This is a genomic window from Paenibacillus sp. FSL E2-0201, assembly GCF_037963325.1.
Taxonomy (GTDB): domain Bacteria; phylum Bacillota; class Bacilli; order Paenibacillales; family Paenibacillaceae; genus Paenibacillus_AQ.
Genome location: NZ_CP150154.1, coordinates 4,266,127 through 4,290,511, shown reverse-complemented (window position 1 = coordinate 4,290,511; position 24,385 = coordinate 4,266,127). Strand labels below are relative to the sequence as shown.

The 24,385-nt window shown below is 43.2% G+C and carries 23 protein-coding genes and 1 pseudogene; 22 read left to right on the top strand and 2 right to left on the bottom strand.

Translation table 11 applies throughout. The annotated features are described in order from the left end of the window. Genes NSU15_RS19510 through rbsB form a run of 3 tightly spaced genes read left to right on the top strand, consistent with a single transcriptional unit; the run spans nucleotide 1 to nucleotide 3,383 of the window. A complete protein-coding gene (locus NSU15_RS19510; protein WP_339287329.1) occupies nucleotides 1-1,482 on the top strand; it encodes a sugar ABC transporter ATP-binding protein in 1,482 nt (493 codons plus the stop codon). Nucleotides 1,483-1,484: 2 nt separating this feature from the next. After that, entirely contained in the window at nucleotides 1,485-2,453 is a 969-nt protein-coding gene (gene rbsC / locus NSU15_RS19505; RefSeq protein WP_060622866.1) for a ribose ABC transporter permease, read from the top strand. Between the two features lie 12 nt (nucleotides 2,454-2,465). Continuing rightward, nucleotides 2,466-3,383, top strand: a complete 918-nt coding sequence (rbsB, locus tag NSU15_RS19500; RefSeq protein ID WP_339287328.1) for a ribose ABC transporter substrate-binding protein RbsB — start codon at nucleotides 2,466-2,468, stop codon at nucleotides 3,381-3,383. Between the two features lie 68 nt (nucleotides 3,384-3,451). Here rbsB and NSU15_RS19495 read toward each other — a convergent pair whose 3' ends face one another. Beyond that, complete coding sequence (locus tag NSU15_RS19495) at nucleotides 3,452-5,260, bottom strand: LTA synthase family protein (protein WP_339287327.1); 1,809 nt, start codon at nucleotides 5,258-5,260, stop codon at nucleotides 3,452-3,454. Nucleotides 5,261-5,527: 267 nt separating this feature from the next. Between NSU15_RS19495 and NSU15_RS19490 the strand changes: the two genes are divergently transcribed. The 4 genes from NSU15_RS19490 to NSU15_RS19475 all read left to right on the top strand — a co-directional run bounded on the left by NSU15_RS19490 (nucleotide 5,528) and on the right by NSU15_RS19475 (nucleotide 10,082). Continuing rightward, the gene (locus NSU15_RS19490) at nucleotides 5,528-6,076 is read left to right on the top strand and encodes a sigma-70 family RNA polymerase sigma factor (RefSeq protein WP_339291401.1); all 549 of its coding nucleotides are present in this window, start codon (nucleotides 5,528-5,530) and stop codon (nucleotides 6,074-6,076) included. Further along, a complete protein-coding gene (locus NSU15_RS19485) occupies nucleotides 6,024-7,364 on the top strand; it encodes a DUF4179 domain-containing protein (RefSeq protein WP_339287326.1) in 1,341 nt (446 codons plus the stop codon). Before NSU15_RS19490 ends, NSU15_RS19485 begins: the two co-directional genes overlap by 53 nt. 68 nt (nucleotides 7,365-7,432) lie before the next feature. Then, nucleotides 7,433-7,918 carry a hypothetical protein gene (locus NSU15_RS19480; RefSeq protein WP_076120707.1) on the top strand — a complete coding sequence of 162 codons (486 nt, stop codon included), beginning with the start codon at nucleotides 7,433-7,435 and terminating at the stop codon, nucleotides 7,916-7,918. 193 nt (nucleotides 7,919-8,111) lie between these two features. Continuing rightward, nucleotides 8,112-10,082, top strand: a complete 1,971-nt coding sequence (locus NSU15_RS19475) for a serine hydrolase (protein WP_076120706.1) — start codon at nucleotides 8,112-8,114, stop codon at nucleotides 10,080-10,082. A 65-nt stretch (nucleotides 10,083-10,147) separates the two neighbouring features. Here NSU15_RS19475 and NSU15_RS19470 read toward each other — a convergent pair. After that, a protein-coding gene (locus tag NSU15_RS19470) for an IS3 family transposase (protein ID WP_339287325.1) occupies nucleotides 10,148-11,292 on the bottom strand; the annotation gives its coding sequence in 2 pieces (ribosomal slippage) (nucleotides 10,148-11,004 and nucleotides 11,004-11,292; 1,146 coding nt in all). Between the two features lie 192 nt (nucleotides 11,293-11,484). Between NSU15_RS19470 and NSU15_RS19465 the strand changes: the two genes are divergently transcribed. The 15 genes and pseudogenes from NSU15_RS19465 (at nucleotide 11,485) to NSU15_RS19395 (ending at nucleotide 24,331) form a co-directional block, all read left to right on the top strand. Beyond that, nucleotides 11,485-12,216: a class I SAM-dependent methyltransferase gene (locus NSU15_RS19465; protein WP_076120705.1), complete on the top strand. Its 732-nt coding sequence runs from the start codon at nucleotides 11,485-11,487 to the stop codon at nucleotides 12,214-12,216. 65 nt (nucleotides 12,217-12,281) lie between these two features. Continuing rightward, nucleotides 12,282-12,878, top strand: coding sequence for a chorismate mutase (locus NSU15_RS19460; protein WP_042129231.1), 597 nt, complete (start codon nucleotides 12,282-12,284; stop codon nucleotides 12,876-12,878). Nucleotides 12,879-12,929: 51 nt separating this feature from the next. After that, entirely contained in the window at nucleotides 12,930-13,439 is a 510-nt protein-coding gene (gene cysC, locus NSU15_RS19455) for an adenylyl-sulfate kinase (protein ID WP_081389985.1), read from the top strand. 191 nt (nucleotides 13,440-13,630) lie between these two features. Continuing rightward, nucleotides 13,631-15,610, top strand: a complete 1,980-nt coding sequence (locus NSU15_RS19450) for an AraC family transcriptional regulator (protein ID WP_339287324.1) — start codon at nucleotides 13,631-13,633, stop codon at nucleotides 15,608-15,610. Nucleotides 15,611-15,718: 108 nt separating this feature from the next. After that, nucleotides 15,719-16,723 (top strand): iron ABC transporter permease, encoded by a 1,005-nt coding sequence (locus tag NSU15_RS19445; protein ID WP_339287323.1) that lies wholly within the window; start codon nucleotides 15,719-15,721, stop codon nucleotides 16,721-16,723. Next, the gene (locus tag NSU15_RS19440; RefSeq protein ID WP_076120701.1) at nucleotides 16,716-17,717 is read left to right on the top strand and encodes an iron ABC transporter permease; all 1,002 of its coding nucleotides are present in this window, start codon (nucleotides 16,716-16,718) and stop codon (nucleotides 17,715-17,717) included. Before NSU15_RS19445 ends, NSU15_RS19440 begins: the two co-directional genes overlap by 8 nt. Before the next feature lie 40 nt (nucleotides 17,718-17,757). After that, a complete protein-coding gene (locus NSU15_RS19435; RefSeq protein ID WP_339287322.1) occupies nucleotides 17,758-18,819 on the top strand; it encodes an NAD(P)/FAD-dependent oxidoreductase in 1,062 nt (353 codons plus the stop codon). Nucleotides 18,820-18,839: 20 nt separating this feature from the next. After that, entirely contained in the window at nucleotides 18,840-19,451 is a 612-nt protein-coding gene (locus NSU15_RS19430) for an SDR family NAD(P)-dependent oxidoreductase (RefSeq protein WP_339291399.1), read from the top strand. A gap of 66 nt (nucleotides 19,452-19,517) precedes the next feature. Beyond that, a complete protein-coding gene (locus NSU15_RS19425; protein WP_076147737.1) occupies nucleotides 19,518-19,829 on the top strand; it encodes a hypothetical protein in 312 nt (103 codons plus the stop codon). Beyond that, the gene (tnpB, locus tag NSU15_RS19420) at nucleotides 19,823-20,170 is read left to right on the top strand and encodes an IS66 family insertion sequence element accessory protein TnpB (RefSeq protein WP_076147734.1); all 348 of its coding nucleotides are present in this window, start codon (nucleotides 19,823-19,825) and stop codon (nucleotides 20,168-20,170) included. Before NSU15_RS19425 ends, tnpB begins: the two co-directional genes overlap by 7 nt. Before the next feature lie 64 nt (nucleotides 20,171-20,234). Further along, the gene (locus NSU15_RS19415; protein WP_076147732.1) at nucleotides 20,235-21,812 is read left to right on the top strand and encodes an IS66 family transposase; all 1,578 of its coding nucleotides are present in this window, start codon (nucleotides 20,235-20,237) and stop codon (nucleotides 21,810-21,812) included. A gap of 63 nt (nucleotides 21,813-21,875) precedes the next feature. Continuing rightward, nucleotides 21,876-22,064: pseudogene (locus tag NSU15_RS19410) on the top strand (SDR family oxidoreductase); the annotation flags it as partial. Between the two features lie 181 nt (nucleotides 22,065-22,245). Continuing rightward, nucleotides 22,246-22,722 carry a GNAT family N-acetyltransferase gene (locus NSU15_RS19405; protein ID WP_339287321.1) on the top strand — a complete coding sequence of 159 codons (477 nt, stop codon included), beginning with the start codon at nucleotides 22,246-22,248 and terminating at the stop codon, nucleotides 22,720-22,722. 135 nt (nucleotides 22,723-22,857) lie between these two features. Further along, nucleotides 22,858-23,562, top strand: a complete 705-nt coding sequence (locus NSU15_RS19400) for a methyltransferase domain-containing protein (protein ID WP_339287320.1) — start codon at nucleotides 22,858-22,860, stop codon at nucleotides 23,560-23,562. Nucleotides 23,563-23,581: 19 nt separating this feature from the next. Beyond that, complete coding sequence (locus NSU15_RS19395; RefSeq protein ID WP_339287319.1) at nucleotides 23,582-24,331, top strand: DUF4184 family protein; 750 nt, start codon at nucleotides 23,582-23,584, stop codon at nucleotides 24,329-24,331. Nucleotides 24,332-24,385 lie beyond the last annotated feature (54 nt).

Sequence of the window (24,385 nt, the reverse complement as noted above, 5' to 3'; positions counted from 1 at the left end):
ATGCACATTACGATGAAAGATATTCATAAGTCTTTTGGCGCTAACCGAGTATTGACCGGTGTGGATTTTGAACTCAAGGACGGTGAAGTCCATGCCCTGATGGGTGAGAATGGCGCAGGTAAGTCTACACTCATGAATATTCTGATTGGTCTGCACCAACGTGACCAAGGAACGATTCATATAGATGATCAGGAGAAATACTTTACGAATCCCAAAGAGGCAGAACAATATGGAATTGCATTTATCCATCAGGAGCTAAATGTGTGGCCGGATATGACGGTTCTGGATAATCTGTTTATTGGCAAGGAACGAACATCCAAATTCGGCCTGTTAAATAGGAAAGAGATGAAAGCGTTAGCAAATGAACAGTTTGCTAAGCTCTCTGTGACCATTCCTTTGAACCAAGAGGCGGGGGAATGTTCGGTAGGTGAAAAACAAATGATTGAGATAGCTAAAGCGCTTATGACACATGCAAAAGTTATTGTCATGGACGAGCCTACCGCTGCATTAACCGAGAGAGAAATACAGAAACTATTCGAAGTCATTGCCTCACTGAAAAAAGAAGGCGTCTCTATCGTCTATATTTCGCATCGGATGGAAGAGATTTTTACAATATGTGATCGAATCACCGTTATGCGGGACGGGAAAACCGTAGATACGAAGCCTATTCCTGAAACTAACTTTGACGATGTAGTCCGGAAGATGGTAGGTCGTGAATTAACAGACCGATTCCCTGAGCGAACTTCTAAACCTGGAGAAGTAGTTCTTGAAGTTAAGAATGCATCCAAGAAAGGGCAATTTAAAAATGCTAATTTCTCTGTGCGAGCTGGTGAAATCATAGGATTCTCTGGATTAATGGGATCTGGACGTACAGAAATGATGAGAACCTTATTCGGACTGGAATCTTTAGACCAAGGTGAGATTTGGGTGAAGGGACAGAAGGTGACCATTCGGAATCCCAATGACGCTATGCAAGCTGGAATCGGCTTTGTTACAGAAGACCGCAAAGATGAAGGGTTAATCCTAGATTTCTCTATTCGAGATAATATGGTGCTGACGAATTTATACGACTTCGCCCCTAAGGGTGTAATCAATGCTAAGAAGGAACAAGAATTCGTGGATATGCTTATTAAACGGCTGCAAATCAAGACTCAATCATCATCGACTTTGGTCCGGAATTTATCTGGGGGTAATCAACAAAAAGTAGTTATCGCCAAATGGATTGGTATTGGCCTAAGTGTTCTTATCCTCGATGAGCCTACACGCGGCGTCGACGTTGGGGCTAAACGGGAAATCTATCAACTCATGAACGAATTAACCGAGCGTGGCGTCGCCATTATTATGGTATCCTCAGAACTTCCTGAAGTCCTAGGGATGAGTGACCGCATCGTAGTTGTTCATGAAGGGGAAATCAGTGGAGAACTTTCACAACAAGAAGCTACGCAAGAAAAAATCATGACGTTAGCTACAGGGGGGCAATAGTAATGACTACTATCAAAGATGAGAGTGTAAAAAAAGGGTTCCAAATGGGGCAAATCACGCAGAAATTAGGGCCATTACTAGGGCTAATCATTCTTATTATTATCGTAACTGTGCTGAATCCAAGCTTTATGGAACCTCTAAATATACTGAATTTACTTAGACAAGTCGCAATTAATGCGCTTATCGCTTTTGGAATGACCTTTGTTATTCTGACGGGTGGCATCGATTTATCAGTGGGCTCTATTCTAGCCTTATCCAGCGCCTTTACAGCCAATCTGATGTTGTCAGGATGGGATCCAATCTTAGCTATTGTTGTGGGTTGTTTAGCGGGTGGACTGATGGGGATGGTCAACGGGCTAATGATTACGAAAGGCAGAATGGCGCCTTTTATCGCTACGCTGGCAACTATGACTATTTTCCGCGGCTTAACGCTTGTATACACGGATGGTAATCCAATCACGGGTCTCGGAGACAGTATGACGTTCCAATTGTTTGGCCGTGGATATTTACTGGGAATACCTGTACCTGCTATCACGATGATTATCGTATTCGCTGTCTTGTGGATTGTACTGCACAAAACGCCATTTGGCCGTAAAACGTATGCCATTGGTGGGAATGAGAAAGCATCCATTATTTCAGGGATTAAAGTAGATCGCATCAAAATAATGATCTATTCCTTAACGGGTATGTTATCCGCATTGGCTGGAGCTATCTTGACCTCCAGATTGAACTCGGCACAACCAACAGCAGGTACATCTTATGAACTGGATGCGATCGCAGCTGTAGTATTAGGGGGTACGAGCTTAACAGGTGGCCGTGGCCGTATCGTAGGCACTTTGATTGGTGCTCTAATTATCGGGATTCTGAACAATGGATTAAACTTGCTCGGCGTATCTTCTTTTTACCAAATGGTAGTTAAAGGGATCGTTATTGCGATTGCTGTACTCATAGACCGTAAGAAAGCCGTATAAGGGGGATTCCACATGAAAAAGCTCACATTAATTTTTACTTCCTTACTCTTGATTCTTATGACTGGTTGTTCCTTAGAGCCTCCGGAGTGGGCTAAGCCTAACAGTGGCGGGGGCCCGGGGAATATGAAGATTGGATTATCCATATCTACCTTGAACAATCCGTTCTTTGTATCGGTTAAAGATGGAGTTTTGGCAGAAGCTAAGAAACTAGGGATGGAAGTTCTCGTGATCGATGCGCAGAATGATTCAGCCAAGCAAAGTAATGACGTTGAAGATTTAATGCAAAAAGGTGTAAATGCGCTGTTAATCAATCCAGTAGACTCTTCAGCAATCTCGACGGTTGTTCAGACGGCTAACAGCTTAAATATCCCAGTCGTTACTTTGGACCGTTCTGCAGATAAGGGAGATATTAAAGCACTTGTTGCCTCAGATAATGTAAAAGGTGGATCGATGGCGGCAGAATATATTGTAGAGCAGCTTGGAAAAGGTGCAAAGGTCATTGAACTAGAAGGATCACCAGGAGCATCAGCTACCCGTGAACGCGGGAAAGGATTCCATGAAATTGCCGACACGCAGCTTGAGGTGATTGCGAAGCAAACTGCCGATTTTGACCGTACGAAAGGGTTGACCGTTATGGAGAACCTGCTCCAAGGAAATCCAGATGTACAAGCGGTTTTCGCTCATAATGATGAAATGGCTCTTGGTGCTATAGAGGCGATTCAGAGTTCAGGTAAGAATATTCCTGTCATCGGTTTTGATGGAAATGAAGATGCACTTAAATCCATTGAGGCGGGTAAACTCACAGGAACCGTTGCTCAGCAGCCTGCATTAATTGGACAGTTAGCAATTCAAGCAGCGAAAGACGTGTTAGATGGCAAGACGGTTGAGAAACTGATCGCCGCACCTCTAAAACTGGTCGTAAGAGAATAAGTAAATGACTATAGAAAAACACTGCATTCGCCGATTTGGTGAGTGCAGTGTTTTTGATATATATAAGCTTATTTTTCCTCAATCACTCTATCCGGTAATTGTGTCACATAACTATCGGACAAATGAAGAAGCTCTAACGCACGATCGAACTCATCTTCTGTCGTTTGTTGTGCGTGGTTACCATCGCCAGATAAGGTATAATGCTGACCGTCCTCGAAGCCACTGCCAGATAGGAAGAGCTCTTCATTATTTACGAACGATCCTGTTGGCAAATAATAGCGCTGAGGAAGTAGGTTATAAGTCGATTGATTCAATAAATCTTGTCCGAAATGAATATGATCCGCAAGAGAAACACCCAATAAATTAGATACAGTAGGCAAAATATCCACTTGTCCGCCTAGCTGTTCTTTTACACTTGGCGTTGTAATCCCCGTCGCTGATAGGATCAATGGAATATTAATTAATTCGCGCTCCGTATATTCATGACCAAGGATTTCCTGTAATAAGACGTGATCGTCCTCTTTTAGAGAGAAGATAGGAAGTCCGCGGTGATCTCCGTACAATGCAATCAAGCTGTTATCCCATACCCCATTTTGTTTGAGCTCATCAATAAAAAGCCCCAGTGCATAGTCAGCATAATTTTGAGCACGAATATAATCTCCGACTAATGTTCCTTCGAATCGTTCTGGAAGGGCCATTTTGTATTTATCCTCAGGGATCGAGAACGGATTATGCGCTGACATCGAAATAACATGGGAATAGAATGGCTGATCCTTCTGATCCATCCTTGCTAGCTCTGCAGCTGTTTTCTCATACAACACCTCATCAGAAGCTCCGTAAAATACCGTGTCCTCTTCACCATAGTACTCCTTATCGTAATATCGATTAAATCCTAAGGCAGTATAAAGCTCGCCACGGTTCCAAAAGTCGACTTCATTCGTATGGAATGTTGCCGTATCATAACCTTGCGCTTGAAGCAGCTTAGGTAAGCTTGGAAGCTCTTTTGGCGCATACATTTGAGTGGCTGGACCATCAGGTGGAACATAGAAAGAAGTATTTACAATGAATTCGGCGTCAGAAGTATTTCCTTGTCCAACCTGCTGGTAGAAACGCGGAAAGTAATAACTGCTAGCCGCAAGCTTATTCATATTCGGTGTGATTTCTATTCCATCAATCTTAAGGTTGATTAAGAAGTTCTGGAAAGACTCCATCTGAAGAATGACCAGGTTCTTTCCTTTGGCGGCTCCAAATTGAACTGGATTTGAGGTTGCTTGAATTCCTTTGGTCTCGTTAATCGCTGCTTGTGTAATCTTAGTGACGTCGATTTGTTCTTCTTCTTGATTGGCTAATAGAGAGTAAGCTTCATAATTGAGAATGCCCATTTGCTCGGCTTTAACGGTTTCGTTCATACTGGCTCGGTTAGGAAAAATATTCATTGCGCAAATGACGATGGAAACACAGAATAAGATCGCAACCGCTTTCCGGTTACTTTTACGCGACATGGCTTGTTTCCAATTAAGTGCCTTCTGTTTTCTCAACATGACCAAACCAATGACAATGATATCCACAAAAATAAGCATATATTGCGGACGCATGACCGAGAAAATACTTTTCTTAACGGCTCCAACTTGCTTGACCTGATCTAATACTTGTGAAGTAGCAATAATGCCAAAATGATTATGATATACAATGAGTGAGAAAAATAGTGTAGTGATCAACACATTGACCAGCATGTAGATGGCAATTTTTCGTTTCGTTGCGAACCATTCAATCATGCAAAAGACTAGAAGCACAAAAGGGATTTCTTTAAGCCATGTGGTCCACGTAGGCCCGTCTTCAAAGAGAAAATACCAAGCAAAATAACTTTTAACTAGCATAATGAGAGAGAAAAATAATAGGGATCTTTTACTGAGTGTACGAGGTTCTTTAAACGGCATCTCTTATGCCCATCCTTTTCTTTTAGATTAGTTCATTCTATTACTTGAAGTGTTTAAAATCAACTAGATTGGGGTATAGAAGAGACTTGTTTTCCTTAATATTACATTTAGGTGAATGAAACCATAGATTTTATCTATAAAATTATTTTTATGGGAAATGAACTTTTTAAGGTACTCCTAACTCTTATAGGGGAGAGAGGTGAAGGCATGGATGTCGCACGATGGGTAAAAAAAGCTAAGAAGGGGAATAAAGAAGCATTGCTCCACTTAATCATGTCTGAAAAAGACGTTTATTATAGGCTAGCGTTCAGCTATATGAGGAATACACATGATGCAATGGATGCCATGGAGGAAATGATCGTCACGCTTTATGAAAAGATCGGTCAACTAAAGAAAGAGGAAGCTTTTTATAGCTGGAGTAAGACGATTCTGGTGAATGTCTGTAAACAATTACTTCATAAGCGCGGGAAGCTGGTGCTGTTAGAGGATTGGAGTAACGTTGACGATAGTGAATTAGACCAAGCTGTGAGTAGTGATCCTTATCGTAGAAGTGAACAACAAATGGATATAGAGGCCTTGTTGTTACAAGTAAATGAGCATCAAAGAGAAGCGATTCAATTAAAATATTTTCATGATCTCGATTATCAAACGATAGCTGACATTACTAAGGTTTCCATAGGAACGGTTAAATCAAGAATTTACCATGGATTACAAACGCTCAAAAATCATTACAGAGGTGATGTTGATGAACAATAACGTCGAGCAACGATTAGCTGATGAGAAGTCACACATAGCGTCCATTACCGCACCTGAAGAATTAGAAATGAGATTAAGAAACGCTTTGAATTCGGCTCCCGCAAAAAGAACGAAAAGAATAGCACCGATTTGGAAGATCGCGGCAGTTGTGCTATTGGTGACAGTAATATCTGGACAAAACTACAATGCTTTTGCTTATTATGGCAAGCAGTTTTTTGGCTTTGATGAGTTGCTTAATGGCACAACTTTACAACAGCTAAATGAAAAAGGTATGGGACAAAACGTCAACAAGAAGACTACGTTAGTAGATGGGACGGAACTTACCATTAACGGAATTATGGCGGACGCCAATCAATTCATTATGTATTACACGTTAACTAACCCAAATGGATTAGAGGATATGTCTGTGGACGCTTTTAGACCCTCTAAAATAAGTGGTTTTTTAACTGATTCTAACGTAGTAAGTGGTACATCATTAATCAATGAAGAGCATACGGAGATTAAAGGACAGATGTCGTTTGACAGCGTAAATCTATTTTCGAAAAAACTAACGTTACACTTTTGGCAGCAGCTGGAAGAGAACGGTCAGATGAGCGAAGGAACAGTTACATTTCCTTATAACCCTAATGAGGCCATGGAAACTCAGATTAAACAATCGATTAACAAGAAGGTTAAAGTCGACAAAGGTACGATTACCTTCAAGTCGATCACAGCTACACCAACGATGACTGTAATAAAAGGGAAGCTGGATGTCGATAATTTTGATCGAGTGAATTTAGGACTACATGGGGTACAATTAATTGTTAATGGAACCCCTGTAGAGATCTTGGGTAGTGGCAATCAAACCTCATTAGGTGGCAGAACCTTTGATATTCGCTTCGACACATTGCCAACTGAGCTACATTCCATGCAGCTAGTCGTTAAAGAGTTTACTGGATATCAGAAGCTGGACGGAAAGTATTCCCTGACTTCCATAAGTGATAAGCCTCTTATGCTGGGCGACAAAGAATTATGGGTAAAGAATGTCTCCAAAACCTCTCAAGGCATCGAAATAACAATCGCTTCAGATGATGATGTAATGCTGGATGGTGTGTCTATAGAAACGAACAACGAGAATACGCCTTTAGAAACAACGATCAATCAGAAAGAAACAAAGCAAGTGGACGGTAAACTAATGAAGGAACGAACTTTATTATTTGATACACAAAGTGAGCCTGAGTCATTACTAATAGAAGGATTGCATTATTTGAAAGCATATAATAAGGTGATTGAAATTCCAGTAAAGTGAAGAAAAGTGCGATATCCATTTTTTATAACATATGGTAATCTATATGGACGTGAGAAAAGGAGGGGCACATGGATAATACAGAGGTTTATAGAGTGAGGCGTCCGTCGTTAATACCACTTCTGGTGTATATCAGTCTGCTAATGGGGATTCAATTATTTCAAATTTATAATCTAAACTATCGCTATACAAGTAGTGACAACTTAGTGCTTTCTTGTTTACTTTATGGTCAGGCTATTTTGTGTTTCATTGTTGCAATTGTTTTAGTCTACAGGATATTTACGATCAGAAGAGTTGTTGAAATTCAGATTCAACCGGAATCTATATTAATAGAAGATCTAGGAATAGAAGCAGAGCGGATTAATGACATTTATATAAAAGGATATTTTAGTCCTGTAGTTGGGATTAGACCTAAAGTGAATAAATTTGTTCCTTATAAATTATGCTTTAATTTTCTGTCACAAAAAGATGAAGATGAAATAATGAAACAGTTAAAAGCTTGGGCCGAACGAAATCAGATCAAAGTAACTCATAAAAATTTTTCGAGATGGCTATAAGATCTTCTAGACTAATATACGAAATGAAAGACACTGACTCCTTGTTGGTGTCTTTTTTTTGATCAACCTACACGTCATATGAATGTAACAAAGCTAAGTGGTGACAGAACGTTTCTAGCTTGAATGACATTCCGTTTGTGATACTCAGAACAGGTTCACTATTCACAAATCACCCTATAGAGGAGAATGGATTATGAAGAAAAAGACACGCAGGCTCAGCGTCATCGCACTACTATTATCAACAACTGTATTTACAGCTTGTTCAGCACCAGTCTCCACTAACGCAACCAGTTCGAAAGGATCTTTTAATGGAAAAGACATCGAGGCTTTCGTGGACCCTATATTTGCTCAAAAAATGAAAGAATACAACGTGAACGGATCTAATTTTGTAGTGGTGAAAGACGGAAAGGTGCTCGTGAATAAAGGGTACGGATATGCGGACAAAGAAAAGAAAACACTTGTCGATAAAGATACTGTCTTTCAGATCGCATCCGTGTCGAAGACATTTACCGCACTAGCAGCTCTGCAGCTAGTGGAACAAGGAAAGATGGATCTTGATCACGATATCAATGCGTATCTTGGAGGAATGAAAGTACCTAATGAAACGGAAACTCCGTTAACCTTAAGAAATATGTTATCTTACACAACGGGCTTTGATTACCCGGATAAAGCTAACTTTGTTGCACCGGAATATGTAGATCAAGACATTCCCATGAAAAAGTTTATGACGGAGCATATGCCGACGGTCGTTCGGACACCTGGTGAAGCGTATACCTATGATAATTTTGCCTTTTTACTTGCGGGCTATGCGATTGAGAACTTAAGTGGTACCCCGTTTTATAAGTATATGGAGAACCATGTGTTCAAACCGTTAGGAATGAATTCTACTAGTGCACGTTTTACCCCAGAACTATTAGAAAGAATGGCCACACATTATGGTCCAGATGGCAAACCTCATCCAACCTTTGGGCATGCTCCTACCGATGGGCCACAGGGCAGCATCCTTTCAACTGGTGAAGATATGGCTAAGTATTTAACCCTTTTTCAACAACAAGGTAGCGTGAATGGAAAGCAAATTATTAGTAAAGAAACCACAAAGATGATGCAAACGTACTCCGTTTTTGCGAATGAATTGCTTCCGATGACGACGATTGGTGGATTTGAAGGGTATCGTAATGATCTGATGAATGGCTATCATGTAGTTCTCAAAGGTGGAAATATGCCTGGTCATCAATCCCTAATCGTATTATTGCCAGAGGAGAATACCGCTTTCTACATGTCCTATAACAATGACACGATGATGAGTTTAGATATCTATGAAGCCTTGATGGATCACTATTTTCCTGAAAAGAAAGCTCCAGAGGCACCAACGTATCTCCCATTGGATGCATCTGTTGCCGCTAAATATACTGGAACTTATTTAAATACGAGATTCTATTTCTTGAAATCGAACTTCACCTATGCTGATGGCAATCTGATTATGGAAACTGGAACTAGCGGTACACATACGTTACGAATGATTAATCCGTTATTGTTCGAAGATGAATTAGGTAACAAATTGGCCTTTAAAAAAGATCATAAAGATCAGATCGAATACTTTTATTATACGAATCCTAATAGCCCAGACTTTGTTTCAGATGCTCGTAAGGTTCACACGAAGCCAGCATTTGCTGATGTATCTGAGGACAACGCTTATAAATCTTACATCTACAACCTGTATTCGCTTGATGTGATAAGTGCTAAATCTGGCAACTATTTCGAACCACAGGGAACCATGACACAAGGTGAGTTTATGGATGCTCTAATTCTTGCTCATGGATGGTACGGGTTTCCTCATTTAATTGAGGGGAATAAAGAATTAACGAAAAAAGGTATTCCTAGTATTGATCGTAATGCTGTCATCACAAGACAAGTAGCAGCCGTTATGATTCAAAATCTAAAACAAGCTAAGCAAGCTTCAGAAATTACGCTTAAAGGTGACACAGACTCATGGGCCACTGATTCGATCATAGCATTAGTGTCACAAGGCATTGTAGATCCAGATACGAAAGTGAATGATGACGGGTCTGTCGATTTTCGTTCTAAAAAGCCCTTGCTTCGCCAAGAAGCGAGTGCATTACTTGATCTTGCTTTTGGATACTATACGTTGCCAATCAAACACTAAGAATTGGACACCTCAGAGGGGACTGACCCCCGTTTGTGAGACAGGGATCAAAACACCTTACAAGTTTAAGTAGCCAGTCGCCGGAAATCCATCGGTGACTGGTTATTTAGTTTCGCTTGAATTCGAAATGAGTTATAGTAAATGATGTAGTCTCGAATGGTCTCTACAACGATTGCAGTCGTTGTAGATGTGAGATCTTCGAGGTAGAACGTTTCAGACTTTAGGGTGGAATGAAACGATTCAATGGGGGCATTATCAGCGGGCGTTCCTTTACGGGACATGCTCATGGTAATGCCTTTTCCTTTTACAGCTTCCTGGTACGCAAAGGACGTATACACGCTGCCCTGGTCGCTATGCAGCAACATCTTTTCCTGCTTTGGAAGTTGATTTAACGTATCCAACACCAAAGAGGTATCTTGTTTATCTGCTATACTGTAAGCCACAATCTCACCATTGTACAAGTCTAGAATGCTGGAGAAGTACAACATCTTCCCGCCAAATGGCAAATAGGTAATGTCCGTGACGAGTTTTTGCAGAGGTGCTTCTGCATGAAACTGTCGCTTGAGCAGATTTTCAAAGGAGTGTACAGATTGCCCAGTCACCTTTCGTTTTTTCATCCTCACGCGGCACTGAAGCCCCTCACACTGCATGATCCGCTGGACTCGCTTGTGATTTATACTCTGCTCTATCCGAAGGAGCGCCGTGATTTTCCGGTACCCGTAGCGGAATTTATGACGGATGCAAAGCTCCCGGATTTTCTCCACCACTTTGTCTGTATGCTTTGTCCCCACAGCTGCTTTCCAGCGGTAGTAAGTCGTTCTTGCGATTCCGAGCCATCTACAAGCCTCAGACACCGTCACTTCGTTTCGAATGGATTCGATCCAGGCAATAACGGCCTCTGGTTCCACCTCCTCTCCAACTCCTCGTACTTTTTTAGCAGTTCTAATTGTTGTTTTAAGAATCGGTTCTCTGCCTTTACTCTTTCGAGCTCCGAAGAGTCCTCCGGACCTTTTCCATAGCTGTACTGTTTACCCACCGGCTGCTGCAAACGATGCCGTTCACCATTTCGATTCCATCTCATCCATGTCTTTAGCTGTGTCTTATTCCGTATTCCGAGCTGCTCCATAACCTCTTTCACAGGTACGCCTGCTAATCTCATTTCTATAGCTTTCATCTTTATTTCCACGGGATAACTTACTCTGGTTGCCAATGCAAAAACACCTCCAAGATGATCTCCTTATCTTACGACAAGGTTCCATTCTTTTGAAGGTGTTTTGATTTGTCTCACGTTATGGGGTCAGTCCCGAGAGACTCCTTGGGGTGTTTTTTTTTGGTAGTATAAGGTTGTTTTAAATGCTAAAATTACCCAAAAGTATACTTTATGCAGCAAGGAGGTATTTTTTTGGATTACAAAGGGTCATCGGTGTATGACAATGCGGATTTTTTCTATAACTATTTATTGAGAAGAAACAGAGCGGATAGCCCAAATAACATTATTGAAAAGCCGGTTATATATGATCTAATGGGCGATGTATTTGGGAAAAAGGTGCTCGATTTAGGATGCGGGGATGCTAAGTTCGGATATGAGTTGCTTGAGCAGGGATGTAACTTTTACGAAGGTGTGGAAGGTTCAAGTAATATGGTCAAAGCGGCAACAGAATTGTTAAATACATCTAAAAGTGAGATTCATCATGCTACTATGGAGAGTTGGAATTACCCAAAAGAGAAATATGATTTGGTAATCTCTCGGTTAGCTATTCATTATTTACAAGACCTAGAACCAATCTTTGATAGTATCCGTAGTGCGCTTATCCCTAATGGTCAGTTTATTTTTAGTGTACAGCATCCGGTTCTAACATCATCCATGAAAAGTGCAACAACTTCAGAAAGAAAGTCGGACTGGATCGTCGATAATTATTTTGAAATGGGTAAGAGAATGGAGCCTTGGATTGGAGAAAGTGTAGTTAAGTACCATAGAACTTTTGAAGAGTATTTTCAGTCACTGAAAAATGTAGGATTTAAAATAGAGGATATTAGAGAATGTACACCAAATCCTCAGTTTTTTGATAGTGAAGGCGAGTATATGAGAAGGATGAGAATCCCACTTTTTCTCGTGTTTAAATGTATAAAATAGTTTGTTAAAGTAACGCTAGTCTAATGAGCATATGAATGAAAAGAATTGCAATGAGGAGGTCTACGATGAAACGAATGCCATATATACGCCCCACTGAGCATTATGATCAACAAATTATTGAGATCGATGAGCAGATTTGTGCATTGATAAAACAACGTAAAGAATGCTCAGATAATAATCCAGGATTCCCACCATTTGAGTATATTTCTGATTGGGCGGGCAAGTTTGAACTTTACGAGGATTTTTTGAAATCGGTATTTGGGACATTATTTAATGAAGAACATTTTAAGCCGATGGTTGAGCCAACTGATTTTAGAAAACATGTTGCTGTTCTACAATCTATTGAGGCAGATGAGTTCTTCTATACACTGACCTCTATACGACAATACAGTAATGCAAGTGTTATCACGCTTAGTATGGATTGGGATATTACCTCTGAATTATATGCTAATAAACCTAACCACTTTGAGTTATATATAGATAAATCGTATGATTGTCGAATGACGAATGGTGGAAGTTCATCAGGACATGCAGCCTATAACTACGTAGTATCTCCACCTCTCCCAGATGATATCTCCGGTATTACATTAGTGTTTAAGGAATTTAGTGTACCCATAAAGAAGGATGGGACAGGCACTGAGATTGTTTTTAAGCTAGAGTAACTATACAAGGGATTTTTAACAATAGAATTAAGCAGGAAGAGGTACGTATTAATGAATCAAATGATATGGCTGACCGGGTTATCGGGTTCAGGTAAATCAACACTTGCTGAGGAACTGAAAAAGCACATTGAGAACTGCTACATTCTGGACGGTGATACATTGAGGAAAGGAATTAATCAGGATTTACAATTCAGCGAAGAGGATCGATTGGAAGTCGGCAGAAGAATTGGTGAGATTGGAAAAATCCTGCTTGATGCGAACCTGAATGTGATCGTTGCCTCGATCTCTCCTTACCGCTCCACACGTGAAAAGGTCCGTTCTCTCATTGGGGATTCCTACAAGGAAGTCTATGTGCAATGCCCTCTGGAAGTATGTGAGGAGAGAGATCCGAAAGGTCTATATAAACAAGCAAGAGCCGGACAAATCAAGTATTTTACAGGTATTGACTCTCCATATGAAGAGCCTATTTGCCCGGATGTGATCGTAGAGACAGACAAGATTTCTTTAGAGGAATGCGTGTCGAAGATCCTTCACTACACATCAGCTATGCGAAGGAAATAAAACATTTAATAAGTTTGATAGAAAAGACGAGCGAACCAATCAAGGGTTGCTCGTCTTTTTTACGTTCCATTGTCAGTAACAACGCTGGAAAATAGTTCTGCTAATATCATTGTAAATGATAATCATTATCATATATGATGGGGGTATAAATCTCTCAACATGGAGTGATAGAGAAGGGGGAGCGCAAGACGGTGACATTGAATGATCAAGCTTTGCTATGGAATCAGGCATTCATTAAGATCCTAGATATACGACATACAAGAATGGAACAAGGCGAGGAGCTGCATGCGTACAGAATGCCCTCAAGCGTCTTCTTATATGTGACTAGAGGTAGCGCACATCTCCAACTGGATGGCATAGCACACCGCGTCAGCCGGTTTTCCTTGCTCCATGGGGGAAAGGGTCTCTATCTTGATATTACGGCAGATGAGCTGCTGGAATACTATATTATTTTGTATAAAGCGGTACTAGCACTACCATCCCGTCAAGAAACGATCAAGCTGATGGAGAAGCACAATCCGTTTCAAATGCAATATGTTTTTAAGCCCCATTATCCGATTTCCGTTTTCCATCATGTCACCTCCATGAGCAAGGAGTGGCATCGTTCAGATCTACTCAATAAGCTTCAAGTTAAAGCGATATTTTATCAAATGGTTTATGAAATTCTAGGGCAGATGGAACGCCAGAATATCATAGCCGTTAAGCCTGACTTGGTTGCCCAAGCAGTTCGTTATATTCATGAACGCTATCGGGAACCGATAACGCTTGAGACGCTGCTTGAACATCTTAGTTGCAGCTCCAGACAGCTACTGCACGCCTTTAAGAAGCAAGTGAGAACGAGCCCGATCGATTATTTGATTCAATTGCGGATGAGCAAAGCGAAGAATCTGCTTCTTTCCACAGATTTCACGCTGAAGGAAATTGCCGAGAGTGTAGGCTATACCGACAGCTATTATTTCAGCCGTATCTTCAAAAAATACGAGGGTGTTTCTCCCACTAGCTTTAAAGAAGCTGCGTTACAACAGGAGCAACGTCGAAATAATCCATCCTTCGTGTTCAGATCTCCCATTGTTGCTAGAAGGCAGCAACGTTATATTGGTAATGAGTTTGAGAATCATTATCAATATAAAAGAGAAGGGGAAATACTGATGTATCGTAAGTCAAGAACAACAATGGCAGCAACCTTATTATTTTGTTTCGTTCTCTTTTTGAGTGCATGCTCGACAGGGGGAACGAATGTCACACCAACAAGTAACAGCACGTCTACTAATAATGTTGCAACTTCCGCAAGTCCAGCTGCAAGTCCTTCGACAGATGTAAGCAATGACACAAGAGTGATTAAGCATGCGATGGGGGAAGAAACGCTTACCGGCGCCCCTGAACGTGTTGTCATATTGACCAATGAAGGAACAGAGGCACTTTTGGCACTTGGCATCAAACCGGTCGGAGCCGTTCAGTCTTGGATTGGTGACCCTTGGTACGACCATATCAAGAAAGACATGGAAGGTGTTACGGTTGTGGGAGACGAGCTTCAGCCGAATATTGAATTGATCGCGAGCCTCAAGCCGGATCTGATTATCGGTAATAAGGTCAGACAAGAGAAAATCTACGACCAATTAAAGCAGATAGCTCCGACAGTATTTTCCGATGACCTGGCGGGAGATTGGAAAATCAATTTCAAACTCTACTCCGAAGCTTTAAACAAGCAGGAAGAAGGAGAGCAGGCGATGGCGGACTTCGATAAAAGAGTTGCAGAAGTCAAGGCGAAGCTTGGTAGCAAAGCAGACACGAAAGTATCTGTAGTCCGCTTCTCCGCGAAACAAGTGCGTATCTATCAGAAGCAAACGTTCTCCGGCGTGCTCTTGAGCCAATTAGGAATTGCACGGCCTGAGTCGCAGGATAAAGATTCCTTTATCGAAGTTATGACCAAAGAGACGATCCCTAGCATGGATGGTGATGTGCTCTTCTATTTCGTGTCGGAGACTCCGGGCAAGGACGATGCATCGAAGGTCGTGGAGGAATGGAAAAAAGATCCGTTGTTCCAAAATTTGAGCGTTTCTAAGAACAACAAGGTGATTCAAGTCGATGAAGCGATCTGGAACTCAGCAGGCGGATATGAGGCAGCCAATCTGTTGCTGGACGAACTCGTTAAATACTTTGATGTGAAATAATAAAGGCGTATCGAATCAATAAGCTGACGCTGTATTCGCGTCAGCTTGTTGATGATTCCGGCAGTTAAGTTGTTAAGACTGCCAATGAATAGGAGGCTCGGTGTAGACGTGAATGGTTCTTTCCTAAGCAAGCGAAAGCTCGCCGGCCTGGTTGTCGGCACGCTTTTGCTTCTAATTAGTATGTTATGCAGTGTATTGTACGGTCTTCATCAATTCAGCTTGAAAGATCTATGGCTGGCTTACAGTCAATTCAACGGTTCCAATGAACATCTTATTCTGACGAGGGTTCGTGTTCCCCGAACACTGATTGCGGCACTGGTGGGGGCAAGTTTAGCAGTAGCCGGGGCGATTATGCAGGTTCTGACCAAAAATCCGCTGGCTTCGCCCTCTGTTTTCGGTGTAAATGCGGGCGCTGTGCTATTTATTGTCATCGGGCTACTCGTATTCGGTTCCTCGTTAACGATGAGCGGCATGGTCTGGCTTGCTTTTGCAGGTGCGGTCGCAACCTCGGTGGTCGTCTATACGCTTGGATTGCAAGGAGGCGGTTTCGAGCCGATAAAGCTGACCTTGGCCGGCGCTTGTATGGCAGCTTTCGCTTCCTCTATTACATCCGGCATTATTTTAATTAATAAGCAGTCGTTGGAATCCGCTCTATTCTGGATGATCGGCTCTGTAGAAGGAAGAAATCTGGAGCATTTACTGATGGTTCTACCTTATATGGCCATAGGAATGACGATCTCATTATTACTATCGGGCTCATTAAATATTATGGCGATTGGAGACGATAGCGCGAAGAGCTTGGGACAGCGTCTAACGCTGGTCCGCGTGCTGTCGGCTACGGCCATTGTACTATTGGCGGGAAGCTCGGTAGCAGCAGCTGGTCCGATTGCTTTCATAGGACTGATTGTCCCTCACTTATGCAGATACATCGTTGGGCATGATTTCAGATGGCTGCTTCCTTATACCGCATTAGTTGGGGCGATTCTTTTGGTGACTGCGGATTTAGCATCGCGCTTTATTCTGGAATCAAGAGAAGTTCCGGTTGGTGTCGCAACGGCGATTATCGGCGTTCCTTTTCTGATCCATGTGGCTAGGAGGAAACAGCATGCTTAAATCGCGTATAGCAAAGCATTCATTCTTGTTGTTTTTAGGTTTAACTTGTCTCGTTGCCGCCTTGTCGCTCCTTAGTTTATCCGTTGGGGGAGTTAGCGTACCATTAAAAGAGGTACTTGCTTCTCTTACGGGGCGAAACGCAGAAGCCAGTAACCTGATCATTATGCAGTTCCGACTGCCTCGAATAGCAGCCGCAATACTCATTGGCGCAGCATTGGCTGTAGCAGGTGCGCTGTTACAGGGTGTCATTCGCAATCCGCTCGCTTCACCTGATCTTCTGGGTGTAACCGGGGGAGCGTCGGTAGCTGTGGTTGCCTTTATGACTTTCGTGACCGGCTACAGTATCCACTGGGTACCGTTCATTGCCATCGGCGGCGCGTTGGTTGCGACCACCATTAATTATGTATTTGCCTGGAAAAAAGGTGTGTCACCGTTTCGGCTGGTGCTGATCGGCATTGGCATTTCTACAGCAATGGGTGCGCTCACTACATTCCTGCTAATTAGCGGGCCGGCTTATTTGGCCGCTCAAGTGCTGAATTGGATGACGGGAAGCATCTACGGTACCAATTGGAGTTACATTGAAGTGCTGTGGCCGTGGGTAGCAGTATTCATTCCTTTATCGTTTCTGCTTGCAAAGGAATTAAATGTGCAATCCTTAGGTGAGGATGTCGCTATTGGGCTTGGAAGCAGGGTTCAGCTAAGCCGGATGATTCTCTTGTTTTATAGTGTTGCACTTGCCGGAGCTGCAGTTGGCGTAGCCGGGACGATATCGTTTATCGGATTGATGGCACCGCATATAGCCAGAATGCTTGTCGGAAATTCTTACAAGCTGATCATCCCGGTATCCGCGTTGATAGGTGCGATCATTCTACTGTTGGCGGATTTGGCAGGAAGAATGCTTTTTCAGCCGCTAGATGTTCCGGCCGGCGTATTCACAGCAGGCATTGGTGCTCCTTTTTTCATGTATCTGCTGTTTAAGCGCAAGAAGATCTAGATCCCCTTTCGTGGGGATTGAGAACAGAGGGAGGCAAAGAATGACTCGGGGATTGGAGCTTTTTGACGTAACCATTATCGGTGGAGGGCCGGCGGGCTTGTATGCTACCTTTTACAGCGGCATGCGCGACATGAAGACGAAGCTGATTGAGGCGAGAGAGGAGCTCGGAGGAAGGACGTTAATATATCCGGAAAAGATCGTCTGGGATGTCGGTGGCATGGGGCCTACTCGTGGCGCTCAACTTACAAAGCTCATGATTCAGCAAGCTCAAACCTTTGATCCGACCATTGTGCTAGGGCAACAAATTACAGGGTTGGAGAGATTGGTTGATGGCACGATACGCATAACGTCTGCAACCGGAGAACAGCATTGGAGCCGGACGCTGATCTTGGCCGTAGGTCATGGTGCGTTAAAGCTTGCTAAGCTTAGCCTGCCTGGAGCGGAGAATTACGAGAAGGAAAATCTCCATTATACCGTTACGGAATTGGCAAGCTTTCGCGGTAAAAAAGTGTTAATCTCCGGAGGCGGTGATTCAGCTGTTGATTGGGCTAATGAACTAGTGGGTATCGCTTCATCGGTTACGCTCGTGCACCGCCGGGACCGCTTCAGCGGTCTGGAGCGGAATGTGAGGCGGATGATGGCATCTGGTGTTCAAGTCCTCACGCCTTATTCCATTACGTGTTTATACGGGGATGGCACGCTCCTTGATGCTGTTTCGATTGCGCCATTAACTGAAGACGGGGAGTGGACGGATGAAACAGAACAGGAGCGTATCGAGGTGGACGCCGTCTTAATTAATCATGGGCTCAGCGGTAATCTCGGTCCGATGTTACATTGGGGGTTAGCGAGAACGGATTGGAATTTTAATGCGGATGAGAAGCTGGCAACCAATCTTCCGGGTGTATTTGTGGCTGGTGATATTGCAAATTACAGCAGTAAGCTGTATCTTATTGCTGGAGCTTTCACGGACGCGGCTTTAGCCGTGAATAGTGCTAAGATGTATATCGAGCCTGATGCGCCAACAAGAGTGCAGGTTTCCTCGCATAACGGCAAGTTTGATGAAAAGAACAGAGCGTTTGAACTTGTAGAGGAACGAAGCTGAAATGATCGGAGGTGTTATAGCTGAACTCATTAAAATATAAAATAGCAATCGTTACTGGAGCAAGCAGATCCACAGGGATCGGTACAGCCATATGCCGTTCACTTGCAAGCCAGGGGGTGGATATTTTCTTTACGCATTGGCATCCCTTTGATGAAACAGAAGGGAATGGTGGAGAAAAAGAATGGCCGGATCAACTATGTGCAGAACTGAAAAGTTTGGGAGTCAGGGCAAGCCATATGGAAGCAGATTTTGCCAATCCTGAAATCTCGATAAAGATTATGGATCAGGTGGAAGAGTCATTAGGAAAGGCTTCGATTTTGATTAATAATGCGGCTTACTGTGTGCCGACGAATTATCAGAACCTGAATATCACTTCATTAGATCAACATTATGTAGTGAACAATCGAGGCACGGTTTTACTCAGCACTGAGTTTGCCAAGAGATTCGAAAAGAATCATCCAAAGGGGACTCCAGGTAGAATTATCTTTATGGTTTCAAAAGGCCCTGATCCTAATAACCTGGCGTATATACTGACAAAGGGTGCATTAATAGGGTTGATCGAACCTCTTTCGGTTGGTTTAGCCCCACTACATATCACAGTCAATGGTTTTGATCGTAAGCGTCAAACCTAGCCCACCTGTAAACCCAACGCCAGCCATGAGATCATAGGCATATCTTAAATCAAGGAGATCTGCCAGATGACCAATGCCGAACAACGCCAGTATGAGTGGACAGAACGCATCAGGGACTATCGGACCAGTGGCCTTTCCATGTCTGCCTGGTGCGAAGCACAGGGCTTGACCTTACATCAATTGAAATATTGGCTCCGCAAAATCGATTCCAGCCAGCCTTGCTCTTCCTCCCCTTCCTTTATTCCGGTGACCGTTTCTCCGCGTTCCTCGTCTTCCTCCTTGACGCTTCGTATCGGTCCGGCCTCTCTTGACGTACAGACAGGTTTTTCTCCTGAACTGCTTCGTCAAGTGGTTCAAGCGCTGGAGGCCTTATGCTGACGCTGCCGGAAAAGGTCTATTTAGCCGGCGGCAGCACAGATTTACGCAAGTCCATCGACGGCTTGGCCGCCCTGGTTCAGGAGCGATTTCAGCTCGATCCGTTCGCGCCTTGTCTGTTTGTCTTTTGTAACCGTCAGCGCGACAAACTCAAAATGCTCTACTGGGAACATAATGGCTTCTGGCTGCTGTACCGCCGCCTGGAACGAGGAACCTTCCAGTGGCCGGGCCCTGGCGACTCGCCGGTTGCCCTTTCCTTTCGCGAACTTCGCTGGCTCTTGGATGGGCTTTCCCTTCACCAGCGGCAGGCCCATAAACAGGTCAAGGCTCAGACCGTCGTTTAACGGATTTTTCATTTTTGCAGGCCTGGTAGCAGGGAAATCATCCGTGTTGTCGAAATTTTAGGGTATGGAAAATCAAGCGAACCCCTCATCTACAATAGAAGAACTCCAACAACAAAAGGCCAAGCTGGAACAGCAAAATGCCGAATTGACCGCTAAACTTCAGTGGTACGAGGAACAGTTCCGTCTGGCCCAGCATAAGCGCTTCGGCACCTCCAGCGAGAAGACCCATCCGGATCAGCTCGAGATGAACCTGTTCAATGAAGCCGAGGTGTTAGCGACCCCGGCTTCCGAAGAGCCGCAAACCGAGACCCTTACCTACAGCCGCAAGAAATGGACGGACACTCGCGAGGCCAAACTGGAGAAATTACCTATCGATACCCTTCACTATGAACTGCCTGAAGAGGAGCAGGTTTGTGCGTGCTGTGGCGGAGACCTTCATCCTATGAGCACGGAGACCCGCAACGAAATCACCGTGATTCCAGCAGAAGTCAGAGTCTTGCGTCACATTCGGCAGGTGTATGCCTGCCGCCGGTGTGAACGCGAAGCGATTCAGACTCCAATTGTCACAGCTCCTATGCCGAAATCGGTCTATCCCGGCAGTCTGGCTTCACCGTCCATTCTGGCGCATGTCATGAACCAGAAATATGTGGAGAGTCAGCCTCTCTACCGCCAGGAGCAACAGTTTGCCCGGCTCGGGCTGACGCTCTCGCGGCAGACCCTGGCAAATTGGATGATGTATGGGGCAGATCAATGGCTGACGCCGCTGTTTGAGCGAATGAAAGAACATTTGCTAGGGCAGGAGATTTTGCATGCGGACGAAACGACGCTGCAGGTGCTGCGGGAGCCTGGAAAGTCCGCCGAGTCGCAGTCGTACCTGTGGTTGTATCGGACCGGACGCAGTGGACCGCCCATCGTGTTGTACGAATACTGCAAGGCGCGTGGCGGGGAGCATCCCCGAAATTTCCTGGCCGGATTCAGGGGATACCTGCACGTGGATGGATACCCTGGCTACCATAAGGTAGCCGGGGTGACTCTGGTCGGGTGCTGGGCCCATGCGCGCCGCAAGTTTGACGAAGCGCTGAAGGCCTTGCCCGCCTCCGAAGCCAGGATTGGAACGGCTGCGCAGCAGGGACTCACCTTCTGCAATCAGTTGTTCGCGGTGGAGCGAGAACTGAAGGATGCGACGCCGGAAGAACGAGAGAACGTCCGAATGGAGCGCAGCCGCCCGATTCTGGATGCTTTTTCAGTATGGCTGCGTCAGCAAAAGTCTCGCGTCCTGCCCAAGAGTGCCCTGGGCCAAGCGATCACTTATTGCCTGAATCAATGGGAGAAGTTGTCCGCTTTCCTGAAGGACGGACGCCTGGAGATCGACAATAACCGCAGCGAACGGGCGATTAAACCGTTTGTGATTGGACGCAAAAACTGGCTTTTTGCCAACACCCCACGCGGAGCCAAGGCTAGTGCAGTCATCTATAGCGTGATGGAAACGGCAAAAGAAAACGGACTGAATCCGTTCCAGTACTTGAAGTTTCTATTTGAACAGCTTCCACAACTCCCTGATCTGAAAGATCCAGAAGCGCTGGACCCGTTCTTGCCTTGGTCAGCCGCTTTGCCACCGATCTGTCGGGTATTGAAATCCTAACCTCATTCTAAAATCGAGCCCTCATCTTGGTGTCAAGGTGTGGGCTGTTTGACGCTTACTTTTGATCCGGGTCCTACGGATTCCGGCTGGATAACAGATGAGATGAAAGCTCATTTTTTGCCTATGTTTCCTATGGGGAGAATTGGGTTGCCAGAAGATGCAGCTAGAGGGATTAGTTTCTTAGCGAGTGATGATTCGCAATGGATTACGGGGCAAGTGATAAAATCTGAAGGTGGATTTCTAGGGAAATAAAAAGACATGCTTTACAATGGCAAATTTCCATAAGGTCTGAGATCAAATAAATACTTTAACTTGGCTGCCGATTAATGGGTAGCCTTTTTCGGCTAGTAGGCAGAATATCGCTACAATACATGGAAAATGATGATATAATATCCAAGCCTAATTATTCATTTAATGAAGGGGGAAGACCAGCATGATTACTCTCAGAAAGATTACACTAGAAAACCGACGTGCCATTTTTAACCTGGAAGTTTCAGATGATCAACGTCGCTTCGTTGCGTCAAATTTATCAAGTATGGCTTCGTGTTATGTCCTTGTTACCAATGGTCGTCATCCAATTCCGTTTGCGATTTATGCGGATGAAGAGCCGGTTGGTTTTGTGATGTTGACTTATGGGATCACTGGATATGAAGTTCCATCATTCGTGAACGATAGCTATTGTATCCTGCGCCTAATGATTGATAAACGATACCAGAATCAGGGATACGGTCGAGAAGCCATGACAAGAATTTTGGAATTTATCCGCACCTTACCAGCAGGTCCCGCACAATATTGCTGGATTTCTTATAAGGCTGATAACTTGCCCGCTAAAAGACTTTATGAAAGCTTCGGCTTCTGTGACAGCGGCGAAATTATTGAAGGCGAGCTAACGACCCTATTGCGACTTTGATTTTGGACCGGCGAATTATGTATTATAAGAAAACTAGACCTGATTTGAATATAAAAAACAAGAAGTCAGGCAAATGAATTCATTGAACGGCTAGAGAAAATAAATATGCTTGATGTAGAAAGCCCGAGGTGAGATATGGACAGAGTAGCGAATATTAGGGTGGAAGAGAAGAAATATCATGACTTGTGTTACGATCGTTATAATTTGTTCGAGCCAGGTTCATGGCTACATAAACCCGTAAAGACGGTAATCGATCTATTAGAAGAATACAGAGATCAAGAATATTTAAGTGTATTAGATTTAGGAGCTGGGATTGGTAGGAATAGTATCCCCATAGCGGAATCCATGAAAAATAGAAACGGTAAGGTAGTTTGTGTTGATTTATTGGAGTCGGCCATTGATAAATTGCAGAGTTATAGTAAAAAGTTTGGGGTCGAGCCCTTTATTGTGACACGATTGTCAGACATTGAGTATTTCATTATCGATCAAGAGGAGTATGACATTATTTTAGCAGTTTCTTCCTTGGAACATGTAAGTTCGGAAAAGGCACTGGAAAGAAAACTTAATGAAATGATCTGCGGGACAAAAATAAATGGAGTTAATTGTATTATTATCGGATCGAACATACAAGAGGTAAACCTTGAAAATGGACAAGAACTAGATCCAATGTTTGAAGTGAATATCTCTACAGAAAGAATGATAGAATTATTAGTTGATCAGTACGCGGGATGGGAAGTTCGACAACGATTTGTAAAATCATTAGAATATAAAATTGATAGAAACGGAGAGCCCGTAAAACTAACAACAGATTGTATAACCTTTGTGGCTAAAAAATTATAATTAACAATTGGAGATGGTTATGCCTTTTACTTTTGCTCATCCTATTTTTGGCCTTCCTTTTAAATATTTGAAACCAAAATACTTTAGTGCTACCGGCCTAATATTAGGAAGTATGTCGCCTGATTTTGAATATTTTATTATGCTTGAGCCTTATCAAAGTATAGGGCATTCTATAAAAGGATTAATATTGCAGGCGATTCCTCTTTGTGTGATCCTTGCAGTGATTTTCCATAGAATAGTTAAAGAGAGTTTAGTATTGCATCTTCCTTCATACTATAATATAGATCAACGAGCATACAATATCTTGAGCAAGCGGGGATTGAATTCTACAGGCTGGACAGCGTTTATCTTATCTGTGATTATCGGTTTTTTAACTCATGTGTTCATCGATGGATTTACACATCTCAATGGTTACTTTGTAGGTCAATATCCCCCACTAAGAGATCTAACGATTTTTAACTTCCCTCTTTATAAAATACTGCAGCATTCTTTTTCGGTATTCGGATTACTCATGTTAACCTGGATGATAATTAGTTCTTTGTATCGACACTATGAAACGGTAAAGACAATCCCAGAGGTATCTACGAAACAAAAGATTATTTTCTGGGCATTAGTAGTTGTTGTTGCGATAGCGGTAACCAGTATGAAGATACTTTTTAGTTCGAGCAAGAATATAATTGGTATTCTTGTGGTTTCGCCTATTACAGGGGGATGCTTAGGAATATTGCTTGTATCGATCATAATGAGAGGTTTACAAAAGACAAAATAATCATAATTCGATTCGTTAAATAAATTACGAGTAAGAATATCATCGCATCATTAA